The 23,478-nt window shown below is 44.1% G+C and carries 27 protein-coding genes; all 27 read left to right on the top strand.

The annotated features are described in order from the left end of the window. The first annotated feature begins 27 nt into the window (after positions 1-27). The 27 genes from AC0VYE_RS19020 (at position 28) to AC0VYE_RS18890 (ending at position 23,478) form a co-directional block, all read left to right on the top strand. A complete protein-coding gene (locus tag AC0VYE_RS19020; RefSeq protein ID WP_076265683.1) occupies positions 28-624 on the top strand; it encodes an RNA polymerase sigma factor in 597 nt (198 codons plus the stop codon). Next, a complete protein-coding gene (locus AC0VYE_RS19015) occupies positions 621-1,223 on the top strand; it encodes an anti-sigma factor family protein (RefSeq protein ID WP_076265684.1) in 603 nt (200 codons plus the stop codon). The genes AC0VYE_RS19020 and AC0VYE_RS19015 overlap by 4 nt, the downstream gene beginning before the upstream one ends. A 69-nt stretch (positions 1,224-1,292) precedes the next feature. Then, positions 1,293-1,874 (top strand): histidine phosphatase family protein, encoded by a 582-nt coding sequence (locus tag AC0VYE_RS19010; RefSeq protein ID WP_475442560.1) that lies wholly within the window; start codon positions 1,293-1,295, stop codon positions 1,872-1,874. A gap of 190 nt (positions 1,875-2,064) precedes the next feature. Further along, positions 2,065-3,240 (top strand): hypothetical protein, encoded by a 1,176-nt coding sequence (locus tag AC0VYE_RS19005; RefSeq protein ID WP_475442559.1) that lies wholly within the window; start codon positions 2,065-2,067, stop codon positions 3,238-3,240. Positions 3,241-3,345: 105 nt separating this feature from the next. Then, positions 3,346-3,852: a gamma carbonic anhydrase family protein gene (locus AC0VYE_RS19000; RefSeq protein WP_339202874.1), complete on the top strand. Its 507-nt coding sequence runs from the start codon at positions 3,346-3,348 to the stop codon at positions 3,850-3,852. A gap of 22 nt (positions 3,853-3,874) precedes the next feature. After that, the gene (locus AC0VYE_RS18995) at positions 3,875-4,057 is read left to right on the top strand and encodes an IDEAL domain-containing protein (RefSeq protein WP_076265688.1); all 183 of its coding nucleotides are present in this window, start codon (positions 3,875-3,877) and stop codon (positions 4,055-4,057) included. 196 nt (positions 4,058-4,253) lie between these two features. Continuing rightward, a complete protein-coding gene (locus tag AC0VYE_RS18990) occupies positions 4,254-4,676 on the top strand; it encodes a DUF2487 family protein (RefSeq protein ID WP_076265689.1) in 423 nt (140 codons plus the stop codon). A gap of 241 nt (positions 4,677-4,917) precedes the next feature. Continuing rightward, positions 4,918-5,451 (top strand): Rieske (2Fe-2S) protein, encoded by a 534-nt coding sequence (locus tag AC0VYE_RS18985; RefSeq protein WP_076265690.1) that lies wholly within the window; start codon positions 4,918-4,920, stop codon positions 5,449-5,451. Between the two features lie 16 nt (positions 5,452-5,467). Beyond that, on the top strand, positions 5,468-6,139 hold the full coding sequence (gene qcrB / locus AC0VYE_RS18980) for a menaquinol-cytochrome c reductase cytochrome b subunit (RefSeq protein ID WP_076265691.1): 672 nt from the start codon (positions 5,468-5,470) through the stop codon (positions 6,137-6,139). Between the two features lie 18 nt (positions 6,140-6,157). After that, complete coding sequence (locus AC0VYE_RS18975; protein WP_076265692.1) at positions 6,158-7,027, top strand: menaquinol-cytochrome c reductase cytochrome b/c subunit; 870 nt, start codon at positions 6,158-6,160, stop codon at positions 7,025-7,027. Between the two features lie 90 nt (positions 7,028-7,117). Beyond that, positions 7,118-7,750 carry a DUF1405 domain-containing protein gene (locus AC0VYE_RS18970; RefSeq protein ID WP_475449646.1) on the top strand — a complete coding sequence of 211 codons (633 nt, stop codon included), beginning with the start codon at positions 7,118-7,120 and terminating at the stop codon, positions 7,748-7,750. A gap of 42 nt (positions 7,751-7,792) precedes the next feature. Further along, positions 7,793-8,662 (top strand): sporulation protein YpjB, encoded by an 870-nt coding sequence (locus AC0VYE_RS18965; protein ID WP_475442558.1) that lies wholly within the window; start codon positions 7,793-7,795, stop codon positions 8,660-8,662. A gap of 242 nt (positions 8,663-8,904) precedes the next feature. Further along, positions 8,905-9,240, top strand: a complete 336-nt coding sequence (locus AC0VYE_RS18960) for a nucleotide pyrophosphohydrolase (RefSeq protein WP_076265695.1) — start codon at positions 8,905-8,907, stop codon at positions 9,238-9,240. A 54-nt stretch (positions 9,241-9,294) separates the two neighbouring features. Further along, the gene (locus tag AC0VYE_RS18955) at positions 9,295-9,837 is read left to right on the top strand and encodes a tetratricopeptide repeat protein (RefSeq protein ID WP_475442557.1); all 543 of its coding nucleotides are present in this window, start codon (positions 9,295-9,297) and stop codon (positions 9,835-9,837) included. 5 nt (positions 9,838-9,842) lie between these two features. Then, on the top strand, positions 9,843-10,649 hold the full coding sequence (gene dapB, locus AC0VYE_RS18950) for a 4-hydroxy-tetrahydrodipicolinate reductase (RefSeq protein ID WP_475442556.1): 807 nt from the start codon (positions 9,843-9,845) through the stop codon (positions 10,647-10,649). Between the two features lie 29 nt (positions 10,650-10,678). Continuing rightward, positions 10,679-11,098 (top strand): methylglyoxal synthase, encoded by a 420-nt coding sequence (locus AC0VYE_RS18945; protein WP_339202866.1) that lies wholly within the window; start codon positions 10,679-10,681, stop codon positions 11,096-11,098. Then, positions 11,098-11,793: a bacillithiol biosynthesis deacetylase BshB1 gene (bshB1, locus tag AC0VYE_RS18940; protein WP_475442555.1), complete on the top strand. Its 696-nt coding sequence runs from the start codon at positions 11,098-11,100 to the stop codon at positions 11,791-11,793. The genes AC0VYE_RS18945 and bshB1 overlap by 1 nt, the downstream gene beginning before the upstream one ends. A 64-nt stretch (positions 11,794-11,857) precedes the next feature. Beyond that, entirely contained in the window at positions 11,858-13,024 is a 1,167-nt protein-coding gene (bshA, locus tag AC0VYE_RS18935) for an N-acetyl-alpha-D-glucosaminyl L-malate synthase BshA (RefSeq protein ID WP_076265698.1), read from the top strand. 30 nt (positions 13,025-13,054) lie between these two features. After that, positions 13,055-14,332, top strand: a complete 1,278-nt coding sequence (locus AC0VYE_RS18930) for a CCA tRNA nucleotidyltransferase (RefSeq protein ID WP_475442554.1) — start codon at positions 13,055-13,057, stop codon at positions 14,330-14,332. A gap of 52 nt (positions 14,333-14,384) precedes the next feature. Further along, a complete protein-coding gene (locus AC0VYE_RS18925) occupies positions 14,385-15,359 on the top strand; it encodes a biotin--[acetyl-CoA-carboxylase] ligase (RefSeq protein WP_475442553.1) in 975 nt (324 codons plus the stop codon). A gap of 256 nt (positions 15,360-15,615) precedes the next feature. Continuing rightward, entirely contained in the window at positions 15,616-16,527 is a 912-nt protein-coding gene (gene panB, locus AC0VYE_RS18920) for a 3-methyl-2-oxobutanoate hydroxymethyltransferase (protein WP_475442552.1), read from the top strand. Beyond that, positions 16,524-17,474, top strand: a complete 951-nt coding sequence (gene panC, locus AC0VYE_RS18915; protein ID WP_475442551.1) for a pantoate--beta-alanine ligase — start codon at positions 16,524-16,526, stop codon at positions 17,472-17,474. The genes panB and panC overlap by 4 nt, the downstream gene beginning before the upstream one ends. Beyond that, positions 17,401-17,784: an aspartate 1-decarboxylase gene (gene panD / locus AC0VYE_RS18910; protein ID WP_076265703.1), complete on the top strand. Its 384-nt coding sequence runs from the start codon at positions 17,401-17,403 to the stop codon at positions 17,782-17,784. Before panC ends, panD begins: the two co-directional genes overlap by 74 nt. A gap of 122 nt (positions 17,785-17,906) precedes the next feature. After that, the gene (locus AC0VYE_RS18905; protein WP_475442550.1) at positions 17,907-18,620 is read left to right on the top strand and encodes a hypothetical protein; all 714 of its coding nucleotides are present in this window, start codon (positions 17,907-17,909) and stop codon (positions 18,618-18,620) included. Between the two features lie 16 nt (positions 18,621-18,636). After that, positions 18,637-21,543, top strand: coding sequence for an ATP-dependent DNA helicase DinG (gene dinG, locus AC0VYE_RS18900; RefSeq protein ID WP_475442549.1), 2,907 nt, complete (start codon positions 18,637-18,639; stop codon positions 21,541-21,543). After that, entirely contained in the window at positions 21,540-22,196 is a 657-nt protein-coding gene (locus AC0VYE_RS18895) for a redox-sensing transcriptional repressor Rex (protein WP_076265706.1), read from the top strand. The genes dinG and AC0VYE_RS18895 overlap by 4 nt, the downstream gene beginning before the upstream one ends. After that, a complete protein-coding gene (locus tag AC0VYE_RS18890) occupies positions 22,177-23,478 on the top strand; it encodes an amidohydrolase (RefSeq protein ID WP_475442548.1) in 1,302 nt (433 codons plus the stop codon). The genes AC0VYE_RS18895 and AC0VYE_RS18890 overlap by 20 nt, the downstream gene beginning before the upstream one ends.

Below are 23,478 nucleotides of genomic sequence, written 5' to 3'. Positions count from 1 at the left end.
TCCGCAGGTGGAGGAGGTTCGCCTGTCATGACTGATTCCCAGTTGATACGAGAGATAAAGGATGGCAATGTCGAGCTGTACTCCGAGCTTATGCGGCGCTACCAACGAAAAATTTTAGCGTTTATTTATCACATGCTGAAGAGTGCAAAGCTCGAGCTTATGGCCGAAGACTTGTGTTCTGAGACGTTCTATAAAGCCTACCGCAGCCTTCATTCGTTTCGCGAATTGGATGCTTCTTTTTCGACGTGGTTATATACAATTGCGCGAAATACAGTACTTAGCGAGCTTCGCAAGCAAAAATCAGCGCATGTATCGCTTGATGAATCGGGATTCGAGCCTGTCGCAGCTCTTGATGCGGTTCCAGAGCAGCATGTGCTGAGAAATGAACGTATGGCGATGGTGCGAGAAGCGATAAACAACTTGCCAGAAAAACAACGCTCAGCGCTTATTCTTCGGGAATATGACCAGCTGGACTATCAAGAAATTGCTAATATTTTAGGACAAACGGTCAGTTCTGTTAAATCACTGCTATTCCGAGCAAGAGCAAGCGTAAAAACGCAGCTGGAGCCGTATTTCGGACAATCGCCGCTGATGGAGGAATTCGAAGGGATGAATACGAGATGAATTGCAACGATGCGCAAGACAAATTCGGCGAATATTGGGATTTAGCTGATCACGATGAAGTGCGGATAGCAATAGACACTCATTTGCTTGAGTGCAAGACATGTGCGGAGCAGTTTGAGCTGTGGGAAGAGAGCGAGGATATCATTCGTTTCTTATCGGAGGAAGATGAGAGCCTCGGTCCTATGGAGCATGTGAATCGAAATGTGATGGATCGCATTTACGCTGAGGAATCTTGGTTAATGCCTGTTCCGCACAAAAGCTATCAGTTTTCGAAGTCGTTTCGCCGTAATATCGCGCTGATCGTTGCAGCTTGCATGGCTTTGTTTGCAAGTGCATTCTTTGTATTCATATTTGATAATGATGGCGGTGTTTCACAAGCTGAAATCGCCGAGCTAAGCGGATTGATGGACACAGCAAATGCGTCTGGCGATGGTGTAATTACAGCAGGATTTTATGCAGAGGTTCCGGTTGCCAGCATTAGCGAGCCATTCGTTCTAAAGGTTATGCCGGCCTTCCCGCAATATTATGTTGCATTGTCCTTGCTTGGACTTATTATGACGCTGCTAATTTTGAACTGGCTTTCTAGAACACGAAGCTAATGTTGATGTATGATAAAGCTCCCTAGGGAGCTTTTGTTATGTCTACTATATAAAGGAGCTGAATACGGCTTGTTAATTGGATTAGTGCGCCACGGTAAGACGGACTGGAATGAACAAGGAAAGATTCAAGGACAAACGGATATACCGCTGAATGAAGTAGGTATTGTGCAAGCCAAAGCATTGGCAGAGCGATTAAGCCGTGAAGACCAGATATGGGATGCTGTTATATCGAGTGATCTGCAGCGGGCTCATGCGACTGCACAGATTATCGCTTCGAAGTTAAATATTCCTTTGCTTGAAAGTGAGCCGCGCTTGAGAGAGAGGTATTTTGGCGAGGTTGAAGGCACGAAGGAGCAAGAGCGTCACGAGCGCTGGGGAACGAATTGGCGAGAAATTGCTGAAGGTGTAGAGTCTAATGCTGAGGTCAGAGCAAGAGGCTTGAGCGCAATTAATGAATGGAAGCTGAAGTATCCAAAGCGCAACTTGCTTGTCGTTTCTCATGGCAGCTTTTTGGCTCAAATCATGGAAGAGATATGTTCGGGTCTTGAGGATCAATATTTATCCAACTTGTCTTATTCTATCCTGGAGCTGCGAGATGAGAAATGGCATCCTCAGCTGTATAATTGCACGATCCATTTAAATGAAGCATAGGAATCGCATACGAGCTTCGCCTTTATTTTTTAAAGGCGAAGCTTTTTTTGTATAAACTCCTTGTAATCTAGGTTATAAAACAATAGATATTTTCCCATAATGATATCAACTGACGCTTATTCATTACACAATACCCTTACGAAGCGGGGCGCCTGAGTGATAAGGCGGCTTCTGTAGAAAGGAGAGAGCTATGAATTTATCGGATATGCTAGGGTACGCTGATATTCAACAACTTAGCAGAATTGCAGATGTTTACCGTTGCGAATGCAATGGGCATTCCAAAAACGATTTGATCCAATCCATTCTCTCTACCGTAAGTCGAAATGATGTTTTTGAAGCGCAAATAAGCAGCATGAAGTTGGAAGATTTACGATTCCTAAACTCTTTGCTATTCGAAGCAAGAAACTCCTTTAGTTTAGAGGATTTGCTCGCTCGGGTGCAGCACAGCAGATTTGGAGAAGAGATCATCAAACCGGAGTTAGACCCGCCGAAAAAAACAAAACGCAGCAAAAAAAAGACAGAAGCAGTCGAAAAGCAGCTTAGCCCGCGAGAAATGATAGCTAAATTCAAGCATCACGGATGGTTGTTCAATGGCTTCAGCGGCCCAAGCAGATATCTCTTTCAGGTTCCAAACGATTTGAAGACGCGCTTCCGCGATACGCTTGCGAGGAGGTTTGCCGCCGATCTGCAGTATACGGATGAGCCGCCTATTTACCGGGATGAGCAAATGCTTATTCATGACGATATAACTCATCTGCTTCATTACACGTACCACAATGAAATCCAGCTAACAGCTGATGGGTCGATGTACAAGCGATTTACGCTGCAGCTGCTTGATCGTTTTGGCGTGCAAGAGGAGCTGCCTGCAAAAGGAGCATGGCGTTTTGGATATGGCAGACATTTTAACCAATATCCGAATCGTTTCTCATTCGTATACGATTACTGTTATCACGCAAAGTATATTAATGAAAATCAGACGCTTTTGACAGTCACGGGTCCAGGTGAAGAGCGCATGAACAGCAGGCCTTCAAGCGAAGCAGAGCAAATCTACCGATATTGGCTCAAGCTTTACAAGGGGCCAATTACACATTTACTGTCGCTCGTGCATTGGATTAACACCCTCGCTATAGAGTGGGTTACGGTTGAGTCACTTAGAACGGTACTTGTTCCGTTCATTAAGCCTTACTTTTACGATGATGCAAATACGATTTTGGAACAGAGAATTATGGCTATGATGGTTCATTTGGGGCTGCTTCGTCTTGGAGAGCATCCGATTTATGGGGCTGTAGTCCGTATGACCAAGGCAGGACGAGCTGTAGTTGCTGGCGTCAGCCTTGAGGAATCAGGTCCAATAGTGGTTCATTGATTTTGGGAATCGCGCTCTTGGAGTAAGATCAAATATAAGCTACAGTATAAGAATACGACAGAAATGGCTTGTTATATTTGATCGCTTGGAGAGGACTGAAGAAAATTGTTGATCCCATACAAAGGCGTAATGCCAAAGATTCATGAAGATGTATACATAGCTGAAGGTGCAAAAATAATTGGTGACGTAACGATTGCTGAAAAAAGCACCGTTTGGTTTAATGCAGTACTGCGAGGGGATCTTGCACCTATACAAATCGGTCATAGCTGCAATATTCAAGATGGAGTCGTCGGTCACTTGAATGTGAATCAACCTTTGATTCTAGCTGATGAGGTGTCTATCGGCCATGCCGCTATAATACACGGCTGTACGATAGGCAGAGGCACATTAATTGGAATGGGGGCAATCGTACTTAACGGCGCAGACATTGGTGAATATGCTTTAATAGGAGCCGGTTCGATTGTTACAGAGAACAAAAAAATACCATCCTATACTCTATCTATCGGATCACCCGCCAAAGTCGTAAGAGAGTTAACAGAGGACGATTTACTGCGTATGAAAAAAACGATGGAGAGCTACGTGACAAAGGGAATAGAATATAGGATCTCTTAACGCCGGTTTGGAGGTGTATCCTATGGACAAAATGAAAGTAACGTATGAAGCCATGCTAGGTTTGGCCGCAGAATTTGTGCTTGACGAAGCGGTATTGAAATTTCAAACCAACCAAATTTATACGGCAATTGACAAAGCATTGGCCGCTGGTGACGAGGATACGTTTTACCGTCTCGCAAAACAGCTAAATGCTTTAAAAAAATAACGCGTATCGTCTTTTTTGTTAAAATGACGATTGAGCGAGGAAGCTTCCCAGTTAAATGCGAACGAATCTGTTCCGTTTTGACACAGGGAGGCTTTTTTCTGTACATTTGGTTTGGCAATGAGAGGAAATGGAGTTAACATAGAAGCAGTGATGTTGATATAGGCTGCAATTATGTTAAGGAGTGAGAATGTAAACGATGAAATTTAGTGAAATAACGAAAGAGCAATGGGATGAATTAAGTCCATATTTGGATACTTGCCTGCTTCCTGTGACTGGAATGCCGAATGCAGCAAAGCCGTATGAGGCAACAGAATGGCTTGAGCAGCTTAGGGACATAATGGATTTAATTGAAATCCCTTTTAAAGGGAGAGTGGTCACTTATCCTGCATGGCATTACATCTCCGACAGCGAGCGTCTCTCAGAGCATTTAAATGAGTGGTGTGCTGCGGCGAAGCGCGGCGGGTTTCGTTATGTTATTGCGGTAACTGCAAATAATCAATTGATTGCCGAGTGTCCAGAAGTGGATTTATGGTTTGGTCCGAATCAAGATGGTGAGATTCCGCAGCAATCTGATGTTTCTAATGCGATACGGAGTTTATGGAGTGGACAGACTACATGAATTTCATAAAATTGTCGTATAATATAGTTAGATTTCGGGGAAAACAAATGCCAGACAAGGTCAAATGTGACAAAATGATAACAAATTATTGAACGATAATTTGATAAACGTTCAAATATGAAGCCATATTCTTGACGCTCCCAAGCACCTAGGCTATTATAAGTTATGTCCTAGTTCGTCATGTGTTTTTGCCCTGCGGCAAGACGCGAGATATGGTTGGCAAAGGGGGTTAGAACAGAAGATGAGTAACCATGAACAACACGAGACCGCGCATCGACCGGTTCAGCGCAAAGAAATGTCCCGGCGTCAATTTTTGTCATATACGCTTGGCGGCACAACTGCATTTATGATGGGCGGCGCGGTATTACCAATGGTTCGTTTCGCAGTGGATCCACTCCTTGAGAAAAAAGGCGAGGGTACATACGTAAAAGTTGTGGAAGAGAGCAAAATTACGACCGAACCGCAAGAATTCAAATTTAAAATTCATCAGATCGACGGTTGGTATGTAAGTGACCCAGAGCTTGCAGCTTGGATTTCGAAGGATGCGAACGGCAAGATCTTTGCACTTTCACCAGTATGCAAACACTTAGGTTGTACGATCGGATGGAACACAAAAGGTCAAAATGAATACGATTGTCCTTGTCACGATGCGCGCTACACGAAAGACGGGAAAAACATTACAGTTGCCCCGAACCCATTGGATGAGTACGAAGTGAAGCTTGAAGACGGCTTCGTGTACTTGGGTCCAGTAATGCCGAATACAAGAATGAAATAAGGAGGTCGTATGACAGATGTTTAAAAGTGTTTACAACTGGATCGACGAGCGTCTTGACATTACGCCTCTGTGGAGAGATGTGGCTGACCATGAAGTGCCTGAGCACGTTAACCCAGCGCATCATTTTTCCGCATTCGTATATTGTTTCGGCGGCTTGACATTTTTTATTACCGTAATTCAAATTTTGTCAGGTATGTTCCTGACGCTGTATTATGTGCCGGACATTATCAACGCATATGCAAGCGTTGATTACCTGCAGCACAAGGTTGCATTCGGACAAATTGTTCGAGGCATGCACCACTTTGGGGCAAGCTTAGTTATTGTTATGATGTTCTTACATACCCTTCGAGTGTTTTTTACCGGTTCTTACAAGGCGCCGAGGGAAATGAACTGGGTTGTCGGAATGCTGATTTTCTTCATTATGTTAGGCCTAGGATTCACAGGTTACCTGCTTCCTTGGGATAACAAAGCTTACTACGCAACAAAAGTTGGTGTCCAAATTGCTGAATCCGTACCGGTAATCGGACCGTATCTCGCTTCATTCCTTTACGGCGGCGATATCGTAGGCGCACAAACACTAACTCGCTTCTTCGCGATCCATGTATTCTTCTTACCTGGCGCTTTGATTGCAATGTTGGCAGCGCACTTTATCATGATTCGGAAACAAGGTATTTCGGGACCACTTTAAGCGAAGGGAGGCATACTTATGGCGCATGGTCATAATTCGAACGAGAAGGTTGTCTATGTAGGCGACTCGCGTGTTAAGAAAAACAACCATCCGAACATTCCTCCGGACTACACGTCTTTTCCAGGTAAATCGGAAGCGTTTATTCCAAACTTCCTGCTTAAGGAATGGATGGTCGGCTGTGTCGTTTTGGTTGGTTTTCTTGTATGGGTTATTGCTGAGCCAGCACCACTAGGTTATCCAGCAGATCCAACGAATGCGGCATTTATACCGATGCCGGACTGGTACTTTTTGTTCTTGTATCAATTTTTGAAATACCCATATGTTTCGCAAGATTACATCTTGCTCGGAACTGTAGGTATTCCCGGAGTCATGTTTGGCGCATTGTTGCTAGCACCATTCCTCGACACTGGCAAGGAACGCCGCTTCTACCGTCGTCCGATTGCATCTTCATTGATGGGGCTAACACTTGTAGCTTGCGTTTACTTGACAGTTGTTTCTTGGGATCACTACCAGCATCAGCTTGAAATTAACGGACAAGTACCGGAACATATTGAGCGTGAAGAGAAGGCGCGTGAGGCTGCACTAGCAGGCCAAGAACGTCCGAACTACACGAAACCAGCAGTAGAAGCATCACTTGTTGATGCGAATGATCCAGCAATGAAAATTGCTGAGCAAGCAAAATGTATCAGCTGTCATGCAGCTGACCTAAAGGGCCAAGGATCTGTTCCTAGCTTGGTTGGCGTTGGTGACGTTTTGTCGAAAGAGCAGCTTGTAGAAGTAGTTACGAATGGTCGTAACGGCATGCCAGCTTTCGCTGATACTTTATCTGCCGAAGAAATTGATCAGCTGACGACTTGGCTGTCCAAACAAAAAGCGGCAACAGAATAAATCATCGAAAAAAACCTGATCGTATTACACGGTCAGGTTTTTCTTCGAATATAAGTCCTTTTTAATGATAAAGCGAAGGAGAAGTGATTCATCATGCTCGCTATTTTTTGGAGCCGTGAATTTTTACTAAGCCGACCATTTTTATGGTTGCTTTTTATTGTTAATTTTTTTGGAACGGTTTATGGCTACATCTGGTACGAGTCACAATTAGCAGCAACACTAGAGACCCACCCCATATGGCAAATTGTTTTTGTACCCGATTCACCTACAGCAAGTTTGTTTTTTACGATTGCTTTGCTATATTTTTTGTTCCCGCCTAAGCGTTCAAACGGCCTTGTTACAATTTTTCGTTACATCATTGAAGGTTTGGCTGTGGTATGCTCAGTCAAATACGGCATATGGGCTGTATCGATGATTGTAGCGGGAGCATGGCAGGGGTCTGAGCTGAGCTGGCAGCATTATATGCTTATGGCATCACATCTTGGAATGGCGTTTGAGGCATTGCTTTTTTTCAGATTTATGAAAGCAGGAGCTGTCTCGCTTATCGTAGCTACAGGATGGCTTCTTCTAAATGACACAGTAGATTATACCTATGGTATATTTCCATACCTTGCCGATCAATTATACGATGATTTGGATGCGGTTCGCGCATTTACCTACGGTTTATCCTTCTTTAGTTTGGCAGCTGGATTACTCGTATGGCGTTTTAGAAAGAAGGTATAACGATGGACATCCCTTCATAAGTTGTATTATGGGGGGATGTCCATGAAGATACGTTTTATTATTCCATTCGTCGTATGTATCGTCATGACGATAGGTTATGCTAATTTAGTCTGGGGCAGCGGAGCTAGTCTTCAAGCTTTTGCGTCCCGGCTGACGCCAGATCCAAGTAAACAGGTTCAACGGATGGATAATATTGCAAGCTCATTATATGAAGCGGCTTATACAAATAATCGACAAGCAGCTTATCAATATGTCCAACAGCTTCAGCAATTGGTTGATGGAGAACTTAAATATGCAGCTGGTAATGCCGAAGGGTGGCAAGCTGTTGAACGAGATGCCAATACAATTGAGAAAACGCTCGTTAAAGGCTCACTTGGGACAAGCTGGTTTGTAGAGGCAGCCCGAATTAAATTAACTGCTGATGCTCTTGCAAGGCCTAATAACGCATTGTGGCTGCAATATGAGAAAATCATGCTGGATGATCTTTCGCGTGTGGAAAAAGCTTGGAAGCGCCAAACTGATGATGGAGCTATAGCAGCACGAGCTGTAATGATAAGCATGGAAAAACATGCAGATCGTATTAAACCTGCTGTCAGTATGATGTACGGGAATAAGCATGAAACAGAGTTGATGGATCGGATCCAATATACGAATCGACTGCTGGAAGCATCTCGAAAAGATAAAAATAATGTCGCCAGCATTAATCGATCCATACTGGAACTAAAGGATACTCTCACTCGAATGTTTAATCAGAATCAATTAGAAGCGGATGTTCCCGTTGTCGCAGCAGTGCCTATTTCGAATCCCTTGCGCTGGACACTTTTATTAGGCGCATTTATTTCAGCCATTCTTACTTATACAGGCTGGAGAAAATATAAAGAAAATCCTTTTGGAGTCAAGCCAATTTCCTAATGGGTAGATGATAGATCCTAAATGATAAGTAAATGCATTGTTTTTTAAAGCGATGAATAGAATAAAGACCTGAAAGTCGATATTGCGCACATTCATTTTAAGCAGCCAAATTAGCTGCTGCTGAATGATGCAATAGACGACTTTTTTGCTATCTAAAGAAAGCAATTTAAAAACATTGATTTTATTTGCGTCTTTAAGTTAACATATGAATGTATAGCTATCGACAGAAAGGAAATGTACAGATGTCGGAAAAAACGTTATCAGATATTCAGCGAGAAGTTGATGATTATATTTCTCAATTTAAAGAAGGTTATTTCAGTCCTCTTGCTTTGATGGCTAGAATGTCCGAAGAAGTGGGCGAGCTTGCTCGTGAAGTAAACCATTTCTACGGCGAAAAACCTAAAAAAGCCGATGAAGCGGATAATTCCGTTGAAATGGAGCTTGGTGATATTTTATTTATTCTTTCTTGCTTCGCTAATTCCCTCAATATAGATTTAACCGAAGCGCATAATAAGGTTATGCATAAATTCACTACTCGCGACGCGAATCGGTGGACGAAGAAAATAACCGAACAGTAAACAAGCTCCATACATATGCTGTACCATCAACCTGTGTACAAGGAGGATGGGCGGATGGATGGAGAGAGCTGCATGAAAAAGGCTTATGAATTCATCTTTAATAGTGATTTCGAGCAAGCGATATATTGGTTTGAGAAAGCCATTGAGGTTGAACCGGAAAATGCATTCTATTATCATACATGCGCCGTATCTTGCGCACGAAGCGGTAAATGGACAAAAGCGAAGCAGCATGCAGAATCAGCCGTTAGGCTTGCGCCCGAGCTTGCGGAGTATAGATATCATCTTCAAACCGTAGAAGCCGGAATTTTGCAAGCGGAGGCTAATTTTTTGCTGACCAAAGTACCGCCTGAGCTCCATGAGGCAGCACCGTTACTTGAGAGAGCAGCACTGCTTGACCCCTTAAGCTTCGATGCATTTTATACGCTTGGCGTTTTGTATGCATCGCTTAGCCAATACGATAAAGCAGTCATTAATGCGAGGGAAGCAATGAGGCTTGATCCCAGCCATTCGGCAGCGAGAAGGCTATTTGCTGACGTTAATCGTAAGAGGCGTATGCTGCGATTTCAACTGGATGCAAAAAGAAAAAGGAACAGGTGATAAAGTTGACGACACAAAAAATACGCGTGGCAGTAGCTGGTGCAAGTGGAAGAATGGGACGCGAAGTTGTAAAAATGGTGCTGGAGGACGAGTCGCTTCAATTGGTGGCGGCCGTCGCTCCATCTGCTGGTCCTGTAGATGCGGGTATATTTGCAGGGAAAGCAGATACTGGAGTTATAGTTAGTGCAACACTTGAGGAAGCACTTCAAGGTGCTCAAGCCGATGTACTCGTTGATTTCACCATTCCTCTGATGGCATATGGCCATACGAAAACGGCAATTGAATTTGGAGTACGTCCTATTATGGGGACAACGGGTTTTACGCCTGAACAGATCGTGGAGCTGGACGAGCTTTGCCTCGGAAAAGGAATCGGCGGTTTAATCGCCCCTAACTTCTCCATCGGAGCGATTCTGATGATGAAGTTCGCTGCAGAAGCATCAAAATATTTGCCCCATGTTGAAATTATTGAATATCATGGAGATCAAAAGCTGGATGCGCCTTCGGGCACTTCCATAAAAACAGCGGAGTTGATCTCGCAAGTGCGTAAAGAGTTTCGTCAGGGCAACCCGAATGAGGAAGAAGTCATTGAAGGTGCGCGCGGCGGCTATTACAACGGATTCCGTATACATAGCGTTAGACTTCCTGGTGTATTTGCTCAACAAGAGGTTGTGTTTGGCGGCCATGGACAAACGCTCAAAATTCGTCATGATTCCTATGATCGCGCAGGATATATGCCTGGTGTAAACGTGGCTGTGAAGAAGGTAATGACATACAGCGGTTTAATTTACGGATTTGAACATATTATGGATTAGATTATTAGGCAGCAGGAGAGGGGAACCGCATGTTGAATATTGCATTTATTGCGCATGATCGGAAGAAGGAAGAAATCGTTAATTTCGTAATCGCTTATGAGAAAGTATTTGTACCGCATAAGCTATACTCTACTGGCACGACGGGAACACGAATAATGGAACAAACAAACTTGTCCATTCATCGGTTCATGTCAGGCCCGCTCGGCGGCGATCAACAAATCGGTGCGATGGTTGCCCAAAATGAAATGGATTTAATTATCTTCTTGCGTGACCCATTAATGGCGCAACCTCATGAGCCGGATATTATTGCTTTGCTGCGTTTATGCGATGTACAAGGCATACCGGTTGCTACTAACGTAGCGTCTGCTGAACTGCTGGTTAAAGCACTTGAACGTGGTGATTTTGCATGGCGAGAGCTTGTCCATAAATATAAACCAGGTATTGAATAATGACGACAGAACTCGATATTCTCGTTTTTGGCGCTCATGCGGATGATGCTGAAATTGGAATGGGCGGTACCATCGCCAAACATGTACAAGCTGGCTATAAGGTCGGCATATGTGATTTAACGATGGCAGAGATGTCTTCAAACGGAACGGTCGAGCTGAGGAAACAAGAAGCGGCTCAAGCATCCAAAGTGCTAGGACTGCAGGCTCGAACTAATTTGGGTTTGCCTGATCGAGGTTTGGAGCCTTCACGCGATCAAATCGAACGTATTGTAGCAGAAATTCGTTATTTTAAGCCGCGGGTTGTATTTGCCCCTTACTGGGTAGATCGTCATCCCGATCATGTGGCTTGCAGTAGATTAATTGAAGAAGCTGTGTTTAACGCCAAGCTGCGCCGCTATATGCCGGAGCTGCCTGCCGTACAAGTATCACAGCTTATTTATTACTATATAAATGATGTGGATCAAGTATCGTTAACCGTTGATATTAGTGATTTTCAAGCAACCAAAAGAAATGCGCTGCTTGCTTACCGTTCACAATTCGATGCGGCAGCAGGCTCCGACCGAGTGGCTACGCCATTAACGAATCATTACATAGAACGAGTAGAAGCACGTGATTCATTGCTTGGACAAGCAAGAGGCTGGGCATATGCAGAGGGATTCGCAATTAAGCGTCCTCACGCCATACAATATTTTTGACAATTCGTACAGCTCTTGTGTAATACAATAGTTATACGTAACGAACACAGGAGGTGCGACAACAGTGGCGAGAAAATTAAAGATTGGTATAACCTGTTATCCTACCTTGGGCGGATCGGGCGTAGTTGCAACCGAACTAGGTAAATTACTGGCAGAACGTGGTCATGAAATTCATTTTATTACACACAGTATTCCTTTTCGATTGGGACACTTTAATAAAAATATTTTTTATCATGAGGTAGAAGTTAATGATTATTATGTGTTTCGTTACCCGCCTTATGATCTAGCTTTAGCAAGCAAAATGGCACAGGTAGCAAAAATGCAGCAGCTTGACTTACTTCATGTCCATTATGCGGTGCCTCATGCGGTTTGCGCCTATTTGGCGAAGCAGATGAATGGCGATGGCTTAAAAACGGTCACAACGCTGCATGGCACGGACATAACAGTGCTGGCTCAGGATGAATCGTTAAAAGATTTAATTCGTCTTGCGATCCATCAAAGCGACGCTGTAACTGCCGTTTCAAAGGATCTGATTCAAGAGACTAGACAGCTGCTTGATATTACGACACCAATCGATTTAACCTATAATTTTGTTGATAAACGTGTTTATTATCCACGCGATGCGGTTTCCTTGCGAGCTGATTATGCGGCTCCGAATGAGAAAATTTTGATGCATATTTCTAATTTCCGTCCGGTCAAACGGGTTGGGGATGTAGTTGAAATATTTGCTCGCGTTTCCGAGAAGGTTCCTTCGAAACTTCTCTTAGTTGGTGAAGGACCTGAGCTCTCAAAAATTCAATGTCGCATTCGCCAGCTTGGCCTTGAAGACCGTGTCCATTTTCTGGGCAAGCAAGAGGATGTTGCACAAGTCATTTCAATGGCAGATGTGCTGTTGCTTCCATCAGAGAAAGAAAGCTTCGGGCTTGTTGCGCTTGAGGCAATGGCTTGCGGCGTTCCAACTATTGGTTCTAACGCTGGTGGTATTCCTGAGCTTGTTACTCATGGAGAAACTGGATTTTTGTCAGAGATCGGCGATGTCGAAGATATGGCTAAAAATACGGAGAGGCTGCTTACGAATGAGAAGCTGCATGAGCAGTTTAAGCAGGCTTGTATGTTTAGAGCAAGAAATGAGTTTTGTAATGACGTAATTACAACACAATATGAGCAGATCTATTATCGGGTACTCGGCATAGAGGCAGATTTGCCAATCGCTGTTTGCAGCGATAGCTAATCATTTCCCCTGCAAGAAGAGGTGTATGACATGCAGCTTTCATTATCAACACCGATCATAGCTGCATTGCCTATCATTGAGCGGCTTCGAGAGCATCATTTCGAAGCCGTTTTTGTGGGAGGCGCAGTTCGTGATACGTATTTAGATATACCAATCAAAGACGTTGATATCGCTACATCTGCTCGTCCAGAGCAGGTGCTTGAGCTGTTTGAGCGATGCATACCAACGGGCTTGCAGCATGGCACGATAACGGTTATACAAGACAACATCACATATGAAGTAACGACTTTTAGGCAAGAATCCGCATATGAGGATCATCGCAAGCCAGAAAGTGTCCTTTATATTACCGAACTTGACGGTGATTTGCTGCGCCGTGATTTTACGATGAACGCGATGGCGCTTTATAGCGATGGCACGCTTTATGATCCCTATGACGGAATTTATGATTTACAGTCCAAGAGGCTCCGCTCTGTCGGCGATCCGAACGCACGTTTTCAAGAGGATGCGCTTCGTATGTTAAGAGCGGTCAGATTTATTGGCGTCTACGGGCTCACTCCTTCGCTGCGAACATGGAAAGCAGTCATTCGTTATCGCGAGCTGTTAAAATATATTGCGATGGAGCGTGTGCAGGTCGAGCTAGATAAAATGGTAGCTGGAGCTGCTCCGCAAAGAGCGCTGCATTTTGTTTCCGCAAGCGGACTTTTGTTTCATTTGAAGGAGTCCTTCCATGAAGAAACATTGATATCGCTGAAAGAGATGGGACACGGAGACCAAGCGCAAATAAATTATTCTCGCTTGCATGAGCTGACAGCTGTTGATTCTCGCTGGGCGGCACTGGCAATAGGGTTGCATTTATCTGTCGAGGCAGCGCAGCAGGCGCTGCAAGCGTTGAAATTTTCAAATACGCGCAGCAAGACCATAAATTCAATTGTAGCGATACATAATGAAATGCTAGTTGTCTCGACGCAAACTAATGAGCGTGAACTTCACTCGAGCTGGTTAAGCCTTGTCATTCGTTATGGAAAAGGGATTTGCGGCGAATGGATTCAAGTTATGCGAACGCTAGAGAAGCAGGAGCTAGCCTTCACTGCTGCGTTTCTAAGACGTTTGGAGAACTGGATTGATTTAATGACCGTTTCATCACTTAAGCAGCTTAAAGTGACCGGCAAGGATCTAACAAATCATTTGCATCGAGATGCTGGACCATGGGTTAGTGAAACGTTAAGCAGATTACTATTGCTAACAGCACTTGGTGAGATTGAGAATGAACGAAATGTTTTGCTGGAGCAAGCGTCGCTCGAGCGATGAACAATAACATTCACAGCAGATTGTTTTGCATTATTTTAGGAGGCACGCGCAGATGAATCAGGAGCTCTTGCTTCAATTGTTTATAGACAAACCAGGTGAATACGTGTCAGGAGAAAACATTAGCCAAGAGCTCGGCGTCAGCAGAACGGCGATATGGAAGCATATTCGAAAGCTTGAAGCGGCAGGTTATCAATTTGAAGCTTCAAGGCGGCTTGGTTATCGACTTCTAAGCATACCGGACATGCTGTCTGTAGAGAAACTTGAAAATCAGCTGCAAGGCAACATATTTGGACAGCATATTCATTATTTTGAAACGGTCGAATCCACTCAAAATCTTGCTCGTGCTGCAGCAGAAGAAGGCGCCTTGGAGGGTACCTTATTTGTTGCTGAGCAGCAGGTTAAAGGCCGCGGCCGAATGGGACGAGGATGGATTTCGCCGCGCGGCAAAGGCATTTGGATGAGCATGGTGCTGCGTCCTTCCGTACCGATTCATTTTGCACCGCAGCTTACCTTATTGACAGCAGTAGCGTTATGCCGCAGCTTGAAGCGTTTAACCGGTCTGCCGATTGGAATTAAATGGCCCAATGATTTGCTAATTGAAGGTAAAAAAATTAGCGGTATATTGCTTGAATCAGCCGCAGAAGACGAAAGACTTCGATATGTTATTGCTGGGATAGGCATTAGCGTAAATCTAGAAGAAGCTGATTACCCAGCGGAATTGCTGGAGAAAGCAACATCACTTCGTATCAGCGGTAAGCAGAAATGGTCAAGAGAAGAAGTTATTGCTGATTTTCTGAAGGAATGGGAGCAATTGTATTTCCTCTATCAGGAGCAAGGCTTTAGCCCGATTGTAACGTTATGGGAAGCATTGTCCGTATCTTTGGGCAAAACGGTGCGCCTTACAACCCCACAAGGCGAATTGGTTGGAATTCCGATTGGACTAGAAGAGAGCGGCGCTATTCGCATACAACTGGAGGACGGCTCCATTAAGCCTGTTTTCTCTGCAGAGATGGGCGAACCTCTATAACGCATTACAAGTCGTTTACGTAATGAAAAAAGTTTGGTAAACTAAAGTCATCAGGCGGTATTCTAAGGAAGCTGCACTGATGATAAAAAATACGATGTAAATGGTTGGGAATGCACACTCTGCTCTGAGCCGTAGGGACCGAGACAGAAGGAAGCACAACAAGCAAACGTTTCCTTTTCAGTTTGGGGACCTTTTTGGCAGCGGCTAAAAGGTTTTTTTGTGTTTATCCTATCATTGAACGGGAGGATGAAAGCTGATGAGGAAACGACTGACGATTACAAAAATTAAGAAGATGAAGCAGGACCGCAATGCGATTTCCGTTTTGACAGCTTACGATTATCCTTCAGCCAAGCTTGCTGAAGAAGCTGGAATTGATGTCATTTTGGTTGGAGATTCACTCGGGAACGTTGTACTTGGATATGAGACTACCATCCCGGTAACCATTGATGACATTGTTTATCATACAAGAGCAGTTGCTAGGGGTGCCCAGCAAACATTTATCGTTGCTGATATGCCCTTCATGACTTATGGCATTGGACGTGAAGCAACACTGCGCAATGCTGCGAAAATTATGCAAGAAGGCGGTGCTCAGGCTGTAAAGCTGGAGGGTGGCGTTGAAATTGCATCTGATGTATCCGCGCTTGTCAAAGCAGGCATCCCTGTTATGGGGCATATCGGCCTGACGCCACAATCGGTTCATCAGCTTGGCGGGTACAAAGTTCAAGGTAAATTAGATGCCGAAGTGGAGCAGCTAGTCAAAGATGCGAAGGCGCTGGAAGAAGCAGGTGCTTTCAGTATCGTTCTTGAACTAGTAACTGAACCAATCGCTACAATGATCAGCGAAATGCTTTCCATTCCGATTATCGGAATTGGCGCAGGACGCGGCTGCGATGGCCAAGTGCTTGTATATCATGATATTTTGCAATATTCATCTCCTTATTTTGAGAAAAAATTCGTAAAAACCTATGCAGATATTGGAACAACCATTAGAAGTGCGATTCAATCTTATGTAGACGATGTGAAAACAGGCCAGTTTCCTGCAGAAGAGCATGTATTTAATGCACAACCAGCCCATATTCCTTCTTTGTATGGCGGCTCCTCTGAGAGCAGCACTCTTAACATAACTGAAAATAAGGACCTCGCAAATAAGGAGGTCAAATTGAAATGATCATTTGCCGCACGAAAGCTGAGCTAAAGCAGCAGTTAACTGCTGTGCGCAAGGAAAATAAAAGCATTGGTTTTGTGCCAACTATGGGTTATTTGCATGAAGGTCATGCTTCCTTAATGCGCCAAGCACATGCCGAAAATGATACCGCAGTGCTTAGCATATTTGTTAATCCATTGCAATTCGGGCCTAATGAAGATTTGGAACGGTATCCGCGAGATGAGAAGCGCGATTTTGCGCTTGCAGAAGAATGCGGTATCGACATTGTGTTTATTCCTTCCGTTCAAGAAATGTATCCGAATAAGCCGCTGACAATGGTCATTGTCAATCAGGTAACGGATCGTTTATGCGGCGCTTCCAGACCTGGTCATTTTGACGGGGTGGGAACGGTAGTTAGCAAGCTGTTTCATTTGGTTGCTCCTGATCGTGCTTATTTTGGCATGAAGGATGCTCAGCAGGTTGCTGTTATTCAGCAAATGGTTGGAGATCTTAATTTTCCAGTGGAAATCGTGCCAAGTCCAATCGTTCGAGAACCAGATGGTCTTGCTTTAAGCTCAAGAAACGTTTTTCTTAATGCGGAGCAGCGTGAGCAGGCAGTCGTATTGTCCAAAACGCTGCAGCAGGCTGCCGACTGGATGAATGAGCCTGATATGACGGCTGAGCGGCTGGAGGTTAAAGTGAAGCTGCAATTGGTGAAAGCGAGTGAAGCTGTAATTGATTATGTGGAGCTGCTTCACTATCCATCCCTGCAGGTGCTGGATGCAAAAGTTTTATTAAATACGATTCAGCAACCGCTAATTTTGGCATTAGCTGTTAAGTTTGGCGCAACAAGGCTTATAGATAATCGGATATTACAGATAGCGGAGGTGAACCAGCATGTTCAGAACGATGATGAAATCCAAGTTGCACCGGGCAACAGTAACGGAAGCGAACCTGAATTATGTCGGTAGCATTACAATAGATGAAGATTTGATGGATGCGGCTAACATATGGGAAAATGAAAAGGTTCAAATCGTTAACAATAATAATGGTGCTCGCTTTGAGACTTATGTCATAACAGGTGAACGCGGATCTGGCGTAATTTGCTTGAATGGCGCAGCCGCTAGACAGGTTCAACCAGGTGACCAAGTTATTATAATTTCTTATGCGATGATGACTGACGCTGATGCTAAAGCACACAAACCGATTGTAACGATTTTGGATGCGAACAATCGTCCCTTGACCATTTTAAACGAAGAGCTGCACGCAACAATCCTGTAATTTGATCTTTCACTACGTTAATCCCTGTATTATGTAACGAATGGGATGCTGTATGAAAAGCGGCGTTGAAACAAAAAATGAACATAACACTCCTTAATTCTTTGGCGAAGGCGGGATGCGGTATGTTCCAGCATATGTTTTCATCCATGAACGAAATGCTTGATCAAATTATTGAACAGTACGATGGTGCAGGTGCAAGTGAAAAGCAGCAGTTCGAACAGCAAATGCTTGAGCTCAAAAAAGTAAGTGACACGTTTATTGAACAATGGCTTGAATTTGAAGAGAAGTTTTCTGAGTTCAAGGAGCAGCAAGGCGATCAAGCAGCAGCATCGCAAATTCAGGAAAAAGCCTCAGAAGAGGTGGTTCAATCAAGTATGCCTGTAAGTGTCGCAGTCAGCAGTCCAGCTTCAGATTTTGAAATTTCGGACGAGCTGGCTGCGGTCATCTCCAAAGGACAGGGCTACTACAAGTTATTTATGTTTTCGCAAGCAGCAGTGCAATTTCAAGCGGCTATTTTACAATCGCCGGAATGTAATTTGGCTAGACTGTTTTTGGGCATGACTCAGATGCACCTCCAGAACTGGAGTGAAGCTCAGCGGCATTTTCAATTGCTGATTGTATTGACGGACTTCCCCAAATGGCTTGCAATGGGCTATAATGCGCTAGGATGCATTCAAGCGGTGCAAATGAATTTGGCACAAGCAGAGCAATTATTTATGAAAGCTTATGAGGTCTGTCCCAGCTTTAAGGATCCGTTAAACAATTTGAAATCATGTCAAGAAACACCCAAGCACTTATCGTTATATTTCGGAAGCACGGAGCTGTGCTGTTTGTGAGAGGATCGGGGAATAAATGAAATTTGCAGTATTGGATTTAGAAACGACGGGACACAGCTCGGATGATGATATTTTGCAGGTTGGGCTAGTCATCGTTTCAGAGGAGCTTGAAATTATCGATACGTATAGCTCCTTTGTTCGACCTAATATCCCGATACCGGCCTTCATTACACAATTAACAGGCATAGATGAAACGGTCGTTGCGGATGCCCCAACTCTCAAAGAGGTTATTGCAGGGCTGGTTCCGTTATTGGATGATGCCGTTTTGGTCGCTCATAATGTTGGCTTTGACGCCGGTTTTTTGAACCAGGCATTAGCACGATGCGGTCGGCGACCTTTTGCAGGACGCAGGCTGGATACCATTGAATTATTACGAATTTTATATCCTACTATTAATACGTATCAGCTTGGAGCAGTTTCTGAGCTCTTTGGAATACCTCATGATCAACATCACCGCGCGGACAGCGATGCAAATGCAACTGCGCTATTGCTAATTGAAACGGTAAAAAAGCTTCGCAAATTGCCGCTGCTTACTTTGCAGCGGCTTTCCACGCTTGTAGATGACGGCAGCGATTTGAGCTGGTTTATTAAGCATACTGGGCAGCAGATGGAATATAGTACCGTATTTGAATCGAATGAATATGACTATTTTAATCAATTTGCATTGAAGGTTCGCGAATGGAGCGATGAACAGCCTCCGCGCTCAGGCGGTACAAGCGTGCTGCCATTAACAGATGTTTCATTTGACAATTATTTAGCTGATGTAAGACAACGCTTCGAACAGAAATTTGAGAATTATGAGGAAAGAGAAGCGCAGGTAGCCATGTTTCAAGAGGTGTACAGCGCTCTAAATCAGAATCAGCATCTACTTATAGAAGCAGGTACAGGAACAGGGAAGTCGCTTGGTTATTTAATTCCTGCGCTTTATTATGGCATTCAGAACGGCAAAAAAGTTGTCGTTAGTACGCATACAATCAATTTGCAGGAGCAGCTTCGTCAACGCGATTTGCCATTGCTTGAGGAAATACTGCCATTTGAGTTTAGAGCTTCAATCTTTAAAGGCAGAGGGAATTATTTATGCTTGCGTAAATTTGAAGGCAAAATCAACACAAAAGATCTTGTATCGCCGATTGAGGATACGGTTACAGCTGCTCAAATGGTCGTATGGCTTGGAGAAACGGAAACTGGCGATCAGGAAGAGCTTAACTTCGGCAATAAGGGAGCTGAGTTTTGGTCTACGGTAGCGAGCGATACGGATTCTTGCCTAAATCGAGCTTGTCCTTGGTTCAAAAGATGTTTTTATCATCGCGCGAAGCATGAAGCAAACATTGCTGATGTTACGATAACGAATCATTCCATGTTATTTACGGATGTTCAAGCAGATCATCGATTATTGCCTTCCTATACTCATCTCATTATTGATGAAGCACATCATGTGGAAGAGGTAGCCGGCAAGCATCTAGGTATGCAAATTAACTACTTCTCTTTGACGCAGGCTATTCTTCGGCTTTATAAAGATGCGCGCTCCGGATTATTGCCTGGGCTTCGCCAGAAGCTTATGTATGAGGATGACGCACATCAAGCTTCCTGGTTAGAGACGATTGATACCGTTATTCCTATTTTTCAAGAGATTAAGGAGCACTGGGATAAGCTGTTTGAAATGTTTTATAGCTTTACGTCAACTTCATCGGATGGACCAACTGAGAATGGTCAGTCGGTATGCCGGCTTAAGAAAAACGAGCTTCCTGCAGGTTGGGAGGACGGCGTTACGGTTGAAGGAAATATCCACACTGAACTTAACCGAGTCATTCGAACTGTCGATAAGATGGTTACCGATATTAAAGACCGTGTTGACGATTCCGGTGTTCAAGCGATAATAACGGATTTAAATGGCGCGGTACGAGATTTGTCTCGGCTTAAGGATGAGCTTAGAACGTTTATCACCTTAGAGCTTGCGGAATCCGTATTTTGGATCGAGGCAAGCAGTGTTTACCGCTACAGATCTGTACAGCTATACGGTGTCCCAGTAGATGTAAGCGCTCAGCTGCAAAAATATTTTTTTGATGTCAAAGAAAGTATCGTATTAACTTCTGCAACGTTATCTGTGCAAAAATCTTTTCAATATGCGGAGGAGCAGCTTGGGTTAACTGGATACGAACAGCAGGGCAGGCTTAAAACCGTTCAATTGCCATCACCGTTTAATTACCGGGAACAGGCATTAGTTGTCATTCCACGCAACTTTCCAGTACTCAAGGGAGCAGCTGTAGATGACACCTACTTGGATATGCTTGTAAAATCGCTTTCCGATGCTGCAAAGGAAACGAAGGGCAGAATGCTTGTACTGTTCACGTCTTATCGCATGCTAAGGCAGGTTTACGAGCCGCTTAAAGAGCTTTTAAGCGTTGCAGGTATTCAAGTGCTCGGACAAGGAATAGACAGCGGCAACCGCACGAAGCTTACAAGACGTTTCCGTCAAACGCCAGAGTCCGTTTTACTCGGCACGAGCAGCTTCTGGGAAGGTGTAGATATACCCGGAGAAGCTCTGATTTGCCTTGCCATCGTTCGTTTGCCATTCCAACCGCCTAATCACCCCTTAGTGGAGGCAAAAGCCGAGATGCTGCAGCGGCAGAAACAAAATCCTTTTATGAAATTGTCGATACCCCAAGCCGTCATTCGCTTTAAACAAGGCTTTGGGCGCCTAGTAAGGACTTCACAAGACAAAGGGATTGTAATCATATATGATACAAGAGTAATTGACACTTACTACGGTAAACACTTCTTATATTCACTGCCAGGGCCAAAAATCGAAACGATGCATATGGATCAAATGGTCGTGCGAATGAGAGAATGGTTAACGGATGAAAATGCAGCATTGCCGCAGGAAAATCAAGCTGTGTCTAGCGAAGAGGAGGAAAAACGATGAAGCAGACGAAAATATCGGAGGCTGTCGTCAGAAGGCTTCCCGTTTATTTGCAAGTACTAAATGAAATGCTTAATCGTGAGATTCAGACCATTTCTTCGCAGGATTTAGGCACAAAGCTTGATTTAAATCCTGCTCAGATTCGTAAAGATCTCGCTTATTTCGGAGAGTTTGGACGGAAAGGCGTAGGCTACGATGTTGTATATTTAATTGAGAAGATACGTCAAATTTTAAAGGTTGATCAGACGATAAAGGTTGCGTTGGTTGGAGCGGGCAATCTAGGTCATGCCTTATGCAATTACAATAAATATTCCAAGGATAATATGCAGATTACCGCCGTGTTCGATGTACATCCGAGCAAAATCGGAACGAGCATTAATAATTTGATTGTAATGCCGATGAGCGAGCTTGCTGCAACGGTTGCAGAGCAAAATATTCGGATCGGCATCATTACCGTTCCAGCATTTGAAGCACAAAATGTAGCTAATCAATTTGTCGAAGCAGGCATAGAAGGAATATTGAATTTTGCCCCTGCTATTCTACGAGTACCGGATGAAATGCGAATACATAATGCTGATTTCACAAGGGAATTGCTTAGCTTAGCCTATTATTTAGCCAAAGAGGGAGAGACGCAGGATGAGTCAGATTTGGATTGAAAATGGTTTGTTTATAACGATGGATGATGAAAATCCATCATTTAGAGGACATATGGTCGTAACCGATGATCGAATTAGTTATATAGGTATGGCTGTTCCTGAGCAGCTTTCTGACACGGTGCAAAAAATAGACGGCAGCAAGCTTGCTTTTATGCCAGGTCTTATTAATACTCACGGACATGCGGCGATGAGCTTGCTTCGCGGATATTCCGATGATCAAAATTTGCAGGTTTGGCTGGAACAGAAAATGTGGCCAATGGAAGGCAAATATGTTGATCAAGATACACGTGCAGGAAGTGCTCTGGCGATCGTTGAAATGCTGAAATCAGGTACAACAGCTTTTGTTGATATGTATGATCGCATGGATCAAGTAGCTCAAATGGTTGAGCAGAGCGGTATCCGCGGTGTTTTGACAAGAGGAGTTATCGGACTATGCCCTCCTGATGTACAAGAAGCAAAGCTTGCTGAAGCAATTGCTTTTGCTCGTGATTGGAACGGGAAAGCCGATGGACGTATCACTACAATGATTTCTCCGCACGCGCCTTATACATGTCCACCAGCGTATATTGAACGATTTGTACAAGCGGCTCATGATTTTGATTTGCCTTTGCATACGCATATGTCGGAGACGATAGCGGAAGTAGAACAAAACGTGCGTGATTATGGACTTCGTCCGGTCGAACATTTGGATCGGTTAGGCTTCTTCTCACGTCCTGCACTTGTTGCGCATGCCGTGCATCTGAATGATGCGGAGATCGAGCTGCTTGCTGCTAAAGGAGTTGCGGTTTCACATAATCCTGTAAGCAATCTAAAGCTTGCTAGCGGCATTGCACGCGTTCCTGATTTGATTCGCGCAGGTGTTACAGTATCGCTTGGAACAGATAGTGTGGCAAGCAACAACAATCTTGATTTATTTGAGGAAATTCGATTCGCGGCTTTGCTTCATAAAGGTGTATCTGGAGATCCTACTGCTATCCCTGCTCTGGAAGCGTTGAAGCTTGGTACTGTGAATGGGGCAAAATCCATTTGGCAAGAGAAGAGCCTTGGTAGCCTAAAAGCAGGCATGAAGGCAGATTTCATCGCTATTGATATTGAACAGCCGCATTTCTACCCTCAGACGGATATCGTATCACATTTGGTCTACTCAGGTTCAGGCCGCGATGTGCGGCATGTATGGATTGATGGAAGACAAGTATTGAAAAACGGCGAATGTACTTGGCTTGATGAGGAGAAAATTCGTTACGAGGCACAAGCGAGCTTTGATCGCTTGCTGCAAGCTTAA

The sequence above is a fragment of the Pristimantibacillus sp. Z349TD_6 genome (genome assembly GCF_056173205.1).
The sequence above is the reverse complement of the archived record's forward strand: the minus strand, read 5'-3'. Positions and strand labels throughout refer to the sequence as shown.